Source organism: Bradyrhizobium sp. STM 3809 (genome assembly GCF_000239795.1).
Taxonomy (GTDB): Bacteria; Pseudomonadota; Alphaproteobacteria; order Rhizobiales; family Xanthobacteraceae; genus Bradyrhizobium.
The window spans coordinates 1-12,363 of sequence record NZ_CAFJ01000595.1 but is presented as its reverse complement, the minus strand read 5'-3'; the positions used below and the strand labels follow the sequence as shown (position 1 = coordinate 12,363).

The 12,363-nt window shown below is 65.9% G+C and carries 14 protein-coding genes; 4 read left to right on the top strand and 10 right to left on the bottom strand.

Annotation, left to right across the window (positions count from 1 at the left end; all coding sequences use genetic code 11):
- The 7 genes from BRAS3809_RS26965 to BRAS3809_RS26935 all read right to left on the bottom strand — a co-directional run.
- A partial coding sequence (locus tag BRAS3809_RS26965; protein WP_035658888.1) for a hypothetical protein occupies positions 1–358 on the bottom strand: 358 nt, incomplete at its 3' end.
- Positions 359–469: 111 nt separating this feature from the next.
- Entirely contained in the window at positions 470–1,342 is an 873-nt protein-coding gene (ccoP, locus tag BRAS3809_RS26960) for a cytochrome-c oxidase, cbb3-type subunit III (RefSeq protein WP_008965175.1), read from the bottom strand.
- A gap of 7 nt (positions 1,343–1,349) precedes the next feature.
- Complete coding sequence (locus BRAS3809_RS26955; protein ID WP_035658886.1) at positions 1,350–1,514, bottom strand: CcoQ/FixQ family Cbb3-type cytochrome c oxidase assembly chaperone; 165 nt, start codon at positions 1,512–1,514, stop codon at positions 1,350–1,352.
- Between the two features lie 18 nt (positions 1,515–1,532).
- Positions 1,533–2,267: a cytochrome-c oxidase, cbb3-type subunit II gene (ccoO, locus tag BRAS3809_RS26950; protein WP_008965173.1), complete on the bottom strand. Its 735-nt coding sequence runs from the start codon at positions 2,265–2,267 to the stop codon at positions 1,533–1,535.
- A gap of 11 nt (positions 2,268–2,278) precedes the next feature.
- Positions 2,279–3,925, bottom strand: a complete 1,647-nt coding sequence (gene ccoN / locus BRAS3809_RS26945; RefSeq protein ID WP_035658883.1) for a cytochrome-c oxidase, cbb3-type subunit I — start codon at positions 3,923–3,925, stop codon at positions 2,279–2,281.
- Between the two features lie 239 nt (positions 3,926–4,164).
- Positions 4,165–4,590 carry a CBS domain-containing protein gene (locus tag BRAS3809_RS26940; RefSeq protein WP_008965171.1) on the bottom strand — a complete coding sequence of 142 codons (426 nt, stop codon included), beginning with the start codon at positions 4,588–4,590 and terminating at the stop codon, positions 4,165–4,167.
- Between the two features lie 37 nt (positions 4,591–4,627).
- Complete coding sequence (locus BRAS3809_RS26935; protein ID WP_008965170.1) at positions 4,628–5,461, bottom strand: universal stress protein; 834 nt, start codon at positions 5,459–5,461, stop codon at positions 4,628–4,630.
- Positions 5,462–5,851: 390 nt separating this feature from the next.
- Between BRAS3809_RS26935 and fixL the strand changes: the two genes are divergently transcribed.
- The 4 genes from fixL to BRAS3809_RS26915 all read left to right on the top strand — a co-directional run bounded on the left by fixL (position 5,852) and on the right by BRAS3809_RS26915 (position 9,218).
- Entirely contained in the window at positions 5,852–7,303 is a 1,452-nt protein-coding gene (gene fixL / locus BRAS3809_RS26930) for a sensor protein FixL (protein ID WP_008965169.1), read from the top strand.
- Positions 7,296–7,913: a response regulator FixJ gene (gene fixJ / locus BRAS3809_RS26925; RefSeq protein WP_008965168.1), complete on the top strand. Its 618-nt coding sequence runs from the start codon at positions 7,296–7,298 to the stop codon at positions 7,911–7,913. Before fixL ends, fixJ begins: the two co-directional genes overlap by 8 nt.
- Before the next feature lie 77 nt (positions 7,914–7,990).
- Positions 7,991–8,386, top strand: a complete 396-nt coding sequence (locus tag BRAS3809_RS26920; RefSeq protein WP_008965167.1) for a response regulator — start codon at positions 7,991–7,993, stop codon at positions 8,384–8,386.
- A 130-nt stretch (positions 8,387–8,516) separates the two neighbouring features.
- Entirely contained in the window at positions 8,517–9,218 is a 702-nt protein-coding gene (locus tag BRAS3809_RS26915; protein ID WP_008965166.1) for a helix-turn-helix domain-containing protein, read from the top strand.
- A 12-nt stretch (positions 9,219–9,230) separates the two neighbouring features.
- Here the strand turns inward: BRAS3809_RS26915 and BRAS3809_RS26910 are convergent, their stop codons facing one another.
- The 3 genes from BRAS3809_RS26910 to BRAS3809_RS26900 all read right to left on the bottom strand — a co-directional run.
- Positions 9,231–10,553 (bottom strand): MFS transporter, encoded by a 1,323-nt coding sequence (locus BRAS3809_RS26910; protein WP_008965165.1) that lies wholly within the window; start codon positions 10,551–10,553, stop codon positions 9,231–9,233.
- A gap of 93 nt (positions 10,554–10,646) precedes the next feature.
- Positions 10,647–11,156, bottom strand: a complete 510-nt coding sequence (locus BRAS3809_RS26905; protein WP_008965164.1) for a PRC-barrel domain-containing protein — start codon at positions 11,154–11,156, stop codon at positions 10,647–10,649.
- Positions 11,153–12,363, bottom strand: a 1,211-nt coding sequence (locus BRAS3809_RS26900; RefSeq protein ID WP_035658877.1) for an MGH1-like glycoside hydrolase domain-containing protein, incomplete at its 5' end; no start/stop codon positions are given. The genes BRAS3809_RS26905 and BRAS3809_RS26900, both read right to left, overlap by 4 nt.

Below are 12,363 nucleotides of genomic sequence, written 5' to 3'. Positions count from 1 at the left end.
CGATGCGGCCGCCGATCGCGTTCATCAGGAACAGGCCGATCGCGGCGATGATCAGCAGGCCGGTGAAATAATACACCTCCTGCGGCCACAGCTCGATGAAGAAGAAATAGAAGCGGCGGTTGGGGAAGTCGATCAGGACCGCCTGGTCGGGCGCGCCGAGACCGCGATTCCAGCGCACGAACGGCAGGAAATAGTAGACGCCCAGGCAGACGCCCATCAGGCCCCATTTGATCCGGCGGAACGTCCCGGTGACGCTCTGCGGATAGACCTTCTTGGTGGGCGCGTACAGCGGACCGTAGTCGTCCACCGGCTGCGGCTCTCGGGACTTCAGGTCTTCGGGTTTGACCGTCTGGTTCATGGCTGGCGGTACATGGCTGGGGGTCTTCTCGCAGTTGCGGCCGAAGGTATGCCCACCTTCGGCCGCTCGGTTGATCCAGCTCAATTGAAGGAAGGTTCCGTTGGATTTCCGTTACTTTCCTCCACCCAGCGAATGGACGTAGACCGCCATCGCCTTGATCGTGGTCGGGTCGAGACGGCCCTCCCAGGCCGGCATGACCCCGGCGCGGCCATTGGTGATGGTCTCGATCAGCGTCGCCTCGTCCGAGCCGTACAGCCAGATCTTGTCCGTGAGGTTCGGCGCGCCGACCTCCGGATTGCCCTTGGCATTGTCGCCATGGCAGGCGACGCAGTTCTCGGCGAAGATCTTGGCCCCGGCGGCCGCGTCATAGCCCTGGCGGGTCGGCAGGCCCGACAGCGACCGGACGTAGTTGGCGACCGTGACGATCTCCGCCGGCTTGAGCGTTCCGTCCTTGCCGAAGGCGAGCATCTGGCCCTCACGGGTCTTCGGGTGACCCGAGCGGACGCCGTACAGCAGGGTCTGCTGGATCTGCTCCAGCGAGCCGCCCCACAGCCAGTCGTCGTCGTTCAGGTTCGGGAAGCCCTTGGCGCCGGCAGCGCCAGTCCCGTGGCAGGCGGCGCAATTGTCGCCGAACACGGTCTTGCCCTTGGCGCGCGCCAGGGCCAGCATCTGCGGGTCCTTCTCGATATCGGCGAGCGAGGCGGTGGCCAGCGCCGCCATCTTGGCGCCGCGGATCTTCTCGAGATTGGCAAGCTCGACCGCGACGTCCGCGCGGGACGAGTAGCCGAACAGGCCTGCCGTGTTGCTGGTGATGGTCGGCCAGGCCGGATAAACGATCCAGTAGCCGATCGCCCAGATGATGGTGATGTAGAAGGTGATCACCCACCACCGCGGCAGCGGGGTGTTGAGCTCCTTGATGCCGTCCCAGGCGTGGCCCGTCGTGGCGGTGCCGGAGACGCTGTCGACTTCGGTATGGTCAGCCATGTTGAGTTTACTCCTCCCGCAACGGCATGCTCGCCGCCTCATCGAAAGCGGCCTTGTTGCGAGGCCAGAGGGCGTAGGTGACGATCGCGATGAAGATCGCGAAGAAGATTGGGGTCCACAGCGTCGTCACGAGTGACGACGCGATGTTTTCGATGGCAATGATGGGCTTCATGATGTCAGGCTCCCGATCTCAGCGCAGATTGGCTTTTTCGTTGTAGATCTTGAAGTCGACCAGGGTGCCGAGCATCTGCAAGTAAGCCACCAGCGCATCCATTTCCGTCGGCGCACCCGCCTTGCCGTCGAAGTTGCGCACCACCGCCTTCGGATAGCGCTTGGTGAGCGCCTCCGCGCCGGGGCCGTCCGGATCGACCTGCGCCTTCAAATCGGCGGCGGCGTTGGCGATCTGGTCGTCGGTGTAGGGCACGCCCACGGCCCGCAGCGTCTTCAGATGGTCGGCGACGTTGTCGGCGTTCAGCTCGGTCTCCTTCAGGAAGGGATAGCCGGGCATGATCGACTGCGGAACGATGGCGCGCGGGTTGGTCAGGTGGGTGACGTGCCAGTCGTCGGAGTACTTGTTGCCGACGCGGGCGAGGTCCGGACCCGTGCGCTTGGAGCCCCACTGGAACGGGTGGTCGTACATGCTTTCCGCGGCGAGCGAGAAGTGGCCGTAGCGCTCCACTTCGTCACGCAGCGGACGGATCATCTGCGAGTGGCAGAGGTAGCAGCCCTCGCGGACATAGATGTTGCGGCCCGCCAGCTCGAGCGGCGTATAGGGACGCACGCCGTCGACCGCCTCGATCGTGCTCTTCAGGTAGAAGAGCGGAGTGATCTCGACGAGGCCGCCGATCGCGATCACCAGCAGGATGCCGATGACCAGGATGATCGAGTTCTTCTCGAAGACTTGGTGTCGTTGCCAGAATGACATGGTTGGATACCTCACTCCGCCGGCTGAAGGGCGACGGGCGACTGAACCTCTTCCTCACCGACACGGACCGTCATCCAGAGATTGTAGGCCATGATGAGTGAGCCGATCAGGAACAGCGCGCCACCGGCGGCACGGATGATGTAGAAGGGATGCATCGCCTCGACGGTCTCGATGAACGAGTATTCGAGGAAGCCGAGCGCCGTGTAGGACCGCCACATCAGACCCTGCAGGATGCCCGAGACCCACATCGCGGAGATGTAGAGCACGATGCCCAGCGTGGCCGTCCAGAAGTGCCAGTTCACGAGCTTGAGGCTGTAGAGGCCCTTGCGGTTCCAGATCCACGGCACGAGGCAGTACAGCGCGCCGAAGGACACGAAGCCGACCCAGCCGAGCGCACCGGAATGCACGTGGCCGATGGTCCAGTCGGTGTAGTGGCTGAGCGAGTTGACCACCTTGATCGACATCATCGGACCTTCGAAGGTCGACATGCCGTAGAAGGCGACCGAGACGACCAGCATGCGCAGCACGGGGTCCGTCCGCAGCTTGTCCCACGCGCCCGACAGGGTCATCAGGCCGTTGATCATGCCGCCCCAGGAGGGCATCCACAGCATGATCGAGAAGGTCATGCCGAGCGTCTGGGTCCAGTCCGGCAGCGCCGTGTAGTGCAGATGGTGCGGGCCGGCCCAGATATAGAGGAAGATCAGCGCCCAGAAGTGGATGATCGACAGCCGGTAGGAATAGACCGGACGCTCCGCCCGCTTCGGGATGAAGTAGTACATGATGGCGAGGAAGCCGGCGGTCAGGAAGAAGCCGACCGCATTATGGCCGTACCACCACTGGAACATCGCATCCTGCACGCCGCCCCAGGCGATGTAGGACTTGGAGCCGAAGAACGACACCGGAAGCGCCGGGTTGTTGCCGAGATGCAGCACGGCGATCGTGACGATGAAGGCCAGGTAGAACCAGTTCGCCACGAAGATGTGCGGCTCCTTGCGCTTGATGATCGTCGTCAAGAAGACGAGCAGATAGACCACCCAGACGATCGTCAGCCACAGATCCGAGTACCACTCCGGCTCGGCATACTCCTTGCCCTCGGTGACGCCGAGCAGGTAGCCCGTGCCCGCGATGAGGATGAAGAAGTTGTAGCCGACCACCACGAACCACGGCGCGAGGTCGCCGGCGAGGCGGACGCGGCAGGTGCGCTGCACGACGTAGAACGAGGTCGCCAGCAGCACGTTGCCGCCGAACGCGAAGATCACCGCCGAGGTGTGCAGCGGCCGCAGGCGGCCGAAGCTGGTCCAGGGCAGATCGAAGTTCAGCGCCGGCCAGGCGAGCTGCGAGGCGATGATGAGGCCGACGGCGAAGCCGGCGATGCCCCAGAACATGGCCATGAACGAGGAGAACTTGATCGGGCCGAGATTGTAGTTCGGCCGGCCGTTGATCTCCTGGGCCGGCAACTCGCCGCGCTCGAAGTAGCGGTTGAGGATGAAGAAGACGGACGCCGCGCTGGCGGCAGCCGCGAGCGAGGCGTGAAACGCGAAGGCCGTGTCGAGTGCCTTCGCCGCAGCGAAGACGCACAAGAAGGCGGTGACGGCGAAAGTGAGCGTCAGCCCGCTCTCGCCGATGGTCATGGATTTTGTTGGTGAGGACGCGCTCATGCGGAATCTCGCTGAAAGAACACGAGACCAGCAACCATAATCGCCCACACGTGGAATTGATCGAAATCAACCTTGCGACCGGTTCGCCGGTAAACAGCCGGAATGTTGCCCGACAACGCGCGGCGCTGAGCACGCAAGCATTTCGTCCCGCACGCCAAAGTCGTACGGGACGGTGTCGATCTTAGACTTCCGTATCAGTCGAGGCCGCGGCGCGCCGGCAATCCGCCGTCAGTCCGCCGTCAGTCCTTGGCGGCCGCCGCGAGCGCCCGCACGATGTCCTCGCGGGCGATGATGCCGACCAGTCGGTTGTCGCCGTCGGTCACGGGAAGGCTGCGGATGCGATGCTCGACCATCAGCTGCAGCACGCGCGTCAGCTTGGTGTCCGGCCTGACATAGATGAACTCGGAGGTCATCACGTCGGCGACCGTCCGGTTCATCAGGTCGCTGTAGCGCGGCAGCATCTGGTTGGGCGTGAAGGCAAAGCATTTCAGCACGTCGAACTTGGTGACGATGCCGATGACCTCGTCGTTCTCGACGACGGGATAGGTGTTGAAATCGTCGCGGTCGAACATCTCGCCGAGCTCGCGAATCGTCGTCTCGCGGGTCACGGTCGTGATGGTCCGCGTCATGTAGCTGCCTGCGGTGTCCTCGAGAAATTTGTACAAGGCGGCGATCCTGTTCTCGGATGGAGCGGTTGGAATTTCAGTGCGACTGCAGCACGCAGCGTTCGGTGCGCGTGACGAGATGCTCGGTGACGCCGCCGAGCACGAGCTCGCGGAATCGCGAATGACCATAGGCCCCGGCCACCACGAGGCCCGCGGTCAGATCCGCGGCGACGGCGTCGAGCTTGGCGGCGACGTTGCGCCCCTGCCCCGGCTCCTCGACCCGGGCCGAGGCCACGATGTCGTGGCGGCGGAGCCAGGCGACGACGTCGTCGAGCCGCGCCTCGCAGGCGTCGAATTCCGAGGTGTTCTCCAGGATCTCGACGACGACCACGTCGCTCGCCTTGGCGAGCAGCGGCAGAGCATCGGCCACCGCGCGACGCGCCTCCGGCGTCTCCTTCCAGGCCACCAGAACGGTGCCGAGGTCGAGCCAGCTCGCGCTGTCCGGCACCACCAGAAGCGGCCGGCCGGCCTGCATCACGAGGTCCTTCGGACTGGCGGTCGCATAGGCATCGAAAACGCCCGAGGGCACGCCACCCGTGACGACGATGTCGGCGGCGCGCGCCTGCGACAGCGCATGGCGAATCGGGAAATCGAGGGCGCTGCGCCAGCTCAATGGCGCGGCGCGATCGCCGATGACCGAGCGGAACTGCTTTTCCAGCTCGCCGAGCCTCGCCTGCAGCCCGGCTTCGCCCCGCTCGATCAGGTCCTGCGCCTGCTCGCCGGTCGTGAAATACAGCGGCGGCGTGAACTCCGCGGCAGCCACGCCGATGATTCCGGCCCCGAATCGGGCCGCGAGGTCGCTGGCGACCTGAAGGCGGGCCTCATTCGGCTGGTTGAGCGCAAGGCTCACCATGACAGTCGAAAGCGTCATCCCGCCTCTCCAAACATTGCTTCCATGCAGCTCTTAGAGGTGAAATCACCCCCCGCGATGAGATAGATCAAGGTGCAACCGCTGACATGGACCGCCGAGCGAGCGATGGAACCCGGCCTGGAATCGGAGAAATCCTTGAATTGTCGAACCAAAGTTTAAGCCGGCCCGGGTTGCGGATGCGCGATCTGGTATAGAATACGGAGGCGCGACCATCCCGGTTGGCATGGGGTCCCGAAACACGGCTTCTCGGCGAAACGGCTTTTCGGCAAAAACGGCTTCTCCGCAACACGGCTTCTCCGCAACCAAGACGAATCGATCGAAGGTCTCGAAGTGCGCGGCGTCACTCAACCTTTCCCGGATGCGTCCATCCGCCCCGACGACTCCCATGCGTTGGGCTTCGGTGCTTGGGATCTCGACTTCGCGACGGGGGAATTCTACTGGTCGGCGACGACGCGGAAGCTGTTCGCGATCCCGGAGGACCAGCCGGTGACCTATGGCTCGTTCCTGGCCCTGCTCGGCAGCCAGGATCGCGCGCCGGTGGAGGCTGCGATCGAGCATGCGCGCCACCAGGGCACGTGGTTCGACATGTCGTTCAAGGTGCCGGGCGGCGGGCACTGGATTCGCGTTCTCGCCGGCGTCGTTCCTGGCGATGACGGCCAGCCGCGCCACCTGCGCGGCATCGCGCTCGACATCGACCAGGAGAAGCGGCTGGAGGAGGCGCTGCGGCTGCGCGAGCAGCACTTCCGCTCGATCCTCGACACCGTGCCCGACGCGATGATCGTGATCGACGGCGGCGGCATCATCCAGTTCTTCAGCGCCGCCGCCGAGCGGATGTTCGGCTACTCGGAGGAAGAGGCCGTCGGCCTCGATGTCAGCGAGTTGATGCCGGAGCCCGACCGCTCGCGCCATGCCGGCTATCTCACCCGCTATCATGGCACCCGCGAGCGCCACATCATCGGCATCGGCCGTATCGTGACCGGGCTCCGCCGCGACGGCACCACCTTCCCGATGCATCTGTCGATCGGCGAGATGCAGTCCGGCGGCAAGCCTTATTTCACCGGCTTCGCCCATGACCTCACCGAGCATCAGCAGACCCAGGCGCGGCTGCGCGAATTGCAGTCGGAGCTGGTCCATGTCTCGCGCCTCAGCGCGATGGGCGAGATGGCCTCGGCGCTGGCGCACGAGCTGAACCAGCCACGGGCGGCGATCAGCAACTACATGAAGGGCTCGCGCCGGCTCCTGGCCGGCAGCAGCGATCCGAATACGGGCAAGATCGAGAGCGCGATGGACCGCGCCGCCGAGCAGGCGATCCGCGCCGGCCAGATCATCCGGCGGCTTCGCGATTTCGTCTCGCGCGGCGAATCGGAGAAGCGCGTCGAGAGCCTGTCGAAGCTGATCGAGGAGGCCGGCGCGCTCGGCCTTGCCGGCGCCCGCGAGCAGAACGTCCAGCTGCGTTTCCAGCTCAATCCGGATGCCGACCTGGTGCTGGCCGACCGCGTGCAGATCCAGCAGGTGCTGGTCAACCTGTTCCGCAACGCGCTGGAGGCGATGTCCCATTCCGAGCGGCGCGAGCTCGCGGCGACCAATCGCCGGGTCGGCGACGACTTGATCGAGATCGCCGTCTCCGATACCGGGACGGGATTCCACGACGACGTCATACCCAATCTTTTCAAGACCTTCTTCACCACCAAGGATACCGGAATGGGAGTCGGCCTGTCGATCAGCCGTTCCATCATCGAGGCCCATGGCGGGCGCATGTGGGCCGAGAACAACGAGGCAGGCGGCGCGACATTCCGCTTCACCCTGCCCGCCGCCCCAACCAAGGTTGAGCATGATGGCTGATCGGGGAAAGGTCTATGTGATCGACGACGACGAGGCGATGCGGGATTCGCTCAACTTCCTGCTCGACTCCTCGGGCTTCGACGTCACGCTGTTCGACAGCGCACAGGCTTTTCTCGATCGCCTGCCGACGCTCGCCTTCGGCTGCGTCGTCTCCGACGTGCGGATGCCCGGCATCGACGGCATCGAGCTGCTCAAGCGCATGAAGGCGATCAACAGCAGCTTCCCGATCCTGGTGATGACCGGCCATGGCGACGTGCCGCTCGCGGTCGAGGCGATGAAGCTCGGTGCGGTCGACTTTCTCGAGAAGCCGTTCGAGGACGACCGTCTGGTCGCGATGATCGAAACGGCGATCAGGCAGGCCGAGCCGGCGGCGAAGAACGAATCGGTCACGCAGGACATTCTCGGCCGCATCGCGAGTCTCAGCCCACGGGAGCGCCAGGTGATGGACGGCCTGATGGCCGGCCTCTCCAACAAGCTGATCGCGCGCGAATACGACATCAGCCCGCGCACCATCGAGGTCTACCGCGCCAACGTCATGACCAAGATGGGCGCGAACAGCCTCTCCGAGCTCGTCCGTCTCGCCATGCGCGCCGGCGCGTTGAAGGATTGAGCTAGATCAAGCTGGCTTGACAGAATCGAGTGTTATGTTGTGCCTCGGTTCAACATGACATTCTCGCGGCACGTGCGATGTCGGCTCTTGCAAAACCAAAGGTCTACGTAGCCGACGACGATGCTGACGTCCTCGGCTCGTTGCGATTCCTGCTGGAGGCGGACGGCTTCGACGTCCGCACGTTCCGCAGCGGCAGCGCCCTGCTGAAGGCATCCGATCGCGCGGCGGTGGACTGCTTCGTCGTCGACTACAAGATGCCGGAGTTGAACGGCGTCGAGGTCGCCGAAAAGTTGCGCAAGCAGGGCGCGACGGCCCCGGTCGTGCTGATCACCGGCCATTACGACGACCGGCTGGCGGCGCGCGCGGCGGCCGTCGGCATCCAGGATTTCCTGCTCAAGCCGCTGCTCGACGACAATCTGGTCAAGCGAATCCGCAAGGCGATCGCCAACGACCACCAGGCTACCGCTCCCTGAGACATCCGCCGCCGAATCCAGGCGCCGCCTACGTACATCTACGTAAGGGATCCCCCTTAAGATAACGGCCCAAATGTCCTTAACGGGAGCCGCCGTGTACCACATCGCCATCCGCCGCAAGGAGATGGTCATGCTCAATCAGTCGATTACCCACTCGGTCGTCAACACCAACGCCCCCCATGCCGTCCCCTCTGCCGTTGCCCCTGCCGCCAATCCGTTTGCCGAGATCACCGGCCATGCCGGCCTGATCGCCAGCGAGTTCTCGTACAAGAAGGACGAGGAGATCTACGGCGAGGACGAGCCGGCCGAATACGTCTATCAGGTCATCTCCGGCGCCGTGCGCAGCTACAAGCTGCTGTCCGACGGCCGCCGCCAGATCGGCGCCTTCCATCTGCCGGGCGATGTGTTCGGCCTCGAATTCGGCTCAGCGCACCGCCTCGCCGCCGAAGCGATCATCGATACCACCGTGCGCCTCGTGAAGCGCCGCAGCCTCGAGCAGGCCGCCGGCACCGACGTCGCGGTCGCCCGCAAGCTCTGGACCATGACGGCCCACGATCTCCGCCATGCCGAGGACCACATGCTGCTGCTCGGGCGCAAGACCGCCATGGAGCGCGTTGCGACCTTCCTGCTCGAGATGGACCGCCGCCTTGCGGTCGCCGGCATGATGGCGCTGCCGATGTGCCGCCGCGACATCGGCGACTATCTGGGCCTGACGCTGGAGACCGTCTCCCGCGCGCTGTCGCAGCTGCAGAGCCAGGGCATTCTCGGCTTCTCGGGGGCCCGCCAGATCGTGCTGCGCAACCGCCAGCGCCTGCGCAGCATGGACGCCTGAGCACGTCCGCCCTCAGGCCCTGCGTGCGCGCTGCCCTGTCTCCGGCATCAGCAGCGCGACCATGATCAGCCCGGTCAGCGCCACGCCCGACAATCCCAGAAAGGCCGTGGCGCTGCCGAAACGATCGCTGGCGAAGCCGGCGAGGCCAGTCGACAGCGAGGCGCCGATCCCGCTCGCCGTGCCGACGATTCCCTGCGCCAGGTTGAAGTGACCGCTGCCGAAGGCGACGTCGGCCACCGTCAGCGGGATCATGACCGCGAACACCGCGGCGGTGACGCCATCGAACACCTGCACCGCGACCAGCACGACGGGGTCGTGCACCACCGCGAACAGCGCGCCGCGGATCGCGAGCGCGGCAAATCCCAGCATCAGCAGCGGCCGCCGGCCCCATCGCTGCGCCACCGCGCCGACCGATGGTGACGTGAGCGCGACGATCGCCTGCGGCACCACGATGCAGAACGCGATCAGCATCGGCGCCCACTCGCTCGACTTCGTCGTCACCACTCCGGCCATCAACGGCAGCATCGCCGCATTGCCGAGCTGCAGCAGGAACACGCCGAGCGCAAACACCAGCAGCGCGCGCTGGCGCAACAGGCCGAGCAGCGACGACAGCCGCGCCACCTCCGCGTCCTCGCGGAGGGCGCGGCCGTGCGCCCGGGCGACGTCGATCTCCTGCTCGCGAATCCGCGACAATGCGATCAGGGTTGGAAACGCGAGGATGAAGGTGACCAGGAACACGGCGCGGCTCGACAGCAGATAGCCGCACGTCCCCATGAGGGCGGCCGCGACGCCGTTGCCGAGCGAGGCGAAGCGCGCGTTGCGGCCAAGACGCTCCGCCATGCCGCGCGGCCCGACGAGGCCGAGAGTGATGGCGGCGATCGCCGGTCCGAGGACGCAGCTCGCCGCCGCATGCAAGGTCGCGGCGCCGGCGACGACCGGAAAGATTGGCCACACCGCATACGCCAGCGCGCAGCAACCGATGGTGGCCACCGCGAGCCCGGCCACGCGCCGCTCGGACTTCGCCGCGTCGATGATCGCGCCGCCCGGCATCTGACCGATCAGGCCGACGATGCCGCCGATCGACAGCACCAGGCCGATCTGCGCCTGGGTCCATTTCTGCGTCGTGAGATACACCGCGATGAACGGGCCGAAGCCGGTCTGGACGTCGGCGAGAAAGAAGATGAACCAGTCGAGCCCGCGCAGGCTCTGCCGGGACGGCGCAGGCTTCGCCGCCGGAGCGCGATGCCGCGGCTCGTCCGCGCACGCGTCCGTCCCTGCCGCGCGCTCGGGCGCGGGCTGGCGGTCAGATGATCTGGACGGCCCTGCAATCGGCATGGCTCTCAACGTCTCAATTCAGGGCTTGCGGGACAAATACGTCCACAATGTTCCGCTGCAGGCGCATGCGGACCTGTGGTCTCACGCATCAACTCAATGATCGAAATCCCACGGCGACAGCTTGCCCGCCGCGCCGAGCACGACGACCGGCTTGTCCTCCTTGTACTCGGGCGCGGCCTTCACCTGCTCCTTGGTGAGATCCAGCGTCACCTGGTCGCTCTTCGCGGCGATGTGCTTGAAATCCAGCGCGGTCCAGTCGACCACGATCTTGCGGCTGCCGACGCCGAGAAAGCCGCCGAAATCGATCACCGCCGCGCGCACCGTGCCGGTGGGATCGACGATGACATCGACGATGTGGCCCATGTCCTCGCCGGTCGAGCTGCGCACGTCGCGGCCGAGCACGCCATGCGCGTCGCGCGCGCCGAGGATGGTGACCGAGGGCGGCGGCGCCGGCTCCTTGGCGGCAGCCGGCGTCTCCTTTGTCGCGGGAACCGGCGAGGTCTGCTGGGCAGCCGCGCCATACACCGGCAGCATCAGCAGCGACAGCGCGACGAAGCCGGACACGGCGCCGACGCGACGACGGCCATGGCGCAGCGCGCTCATTGCGCCAGCACCAGTGAAACCTGGATCTGGCCGCGACGGCGCAGCACCTCCATGGACACGTCCTCGCCGTGACGGCGCAGCCGCAGATCGATCGTCGAGCTGCCGAGCCGGAGATCGCGTAATACGACCCAGTCGAGAAATGCGGGCAGCCGCGGGTTGCGCAGCCGGATCTCACCGCGCTGGGCGTCGAATTCGAGCCCGAGCGCAGCCTCGAGCAATGTGAACGGCGTTGCGCTCGCCCAGGCCTGCGGCGCACAGGCCACGGGGTAGAGCGTGGGCCCGCGATGCTTCTCGCGCCGGAAGCCGCAGAACAGTTCGGGCAGCCGGCGCAGATCCATGTAGGACGCCGCCTCAAACAGCCCCTTGAACACGTGCTCCACCGCATGCTTGAGACCGTAGCGCGACAGTCCCAGCGTGATCAGCGCATTGTCGTGCGGCCAGACCGAGCCGTCATGATACGACATCGGATTGTAGCGCGCCTCGCCGCAGGCGACAGTGCGGATACCCCAGCCGGAGAAGAAATCCGGCCGCAGCAGATCGGCCGCGACCTTGCGGGCGCGATCCTCGCGCACCATGCCGCTGAACAACAACTGCCCGGCATTGGACGTGCGCACCCGGCAGGGCTGCTTGTTGCCGTCGAGCGCGAGCGCATAGGTGTTGAGCTCGTCGCACCAGAACGCGTCCTCGAAGCGTTCCGCGAGCCGGGCCGCTTGCGCGTCGAGCCGATCCGCCAGCTCGGTCTTGCCGAGCCGTCGCGCACAGCGCGCCGCGAGCTGCTTGCCGGCGAAGACATAGCCCTGCACCTCGGCGAGCGCGATGTAGCCTTCCGCGAGCCGCCCGTCGGCATGGAAGATCGCGTCGTAGGAGTCCTTCCAGCCCTGGTTGGCGAGCCCCTGCTCCGAGGCGCGCTGATATTCGACGAAGCCGTCGCGGTCGGGATCGCCGGGGCCGTCGATCCAGCCGAGCGCCAGCTCGATCGCCGGCCACAGCTGCTGCAGGGTTTCGAGATCGCCGGTGCGCTCGGCATAGAGGCCGGCCAGCAGCACGAACAGCGGCGTCGAATCGACGCTGCCGTAGTAGCAGGCGAACGGCACCTCGCGCAGCGCCGCCATCTCGCCGCCGCGCATCTCGTGCAGGATCTTGCCGGGCTCGGCATCGGCGAGCGGATCCGTCGTCCTCGCCTGATGACGGGCGAGCCGGCGCAGCA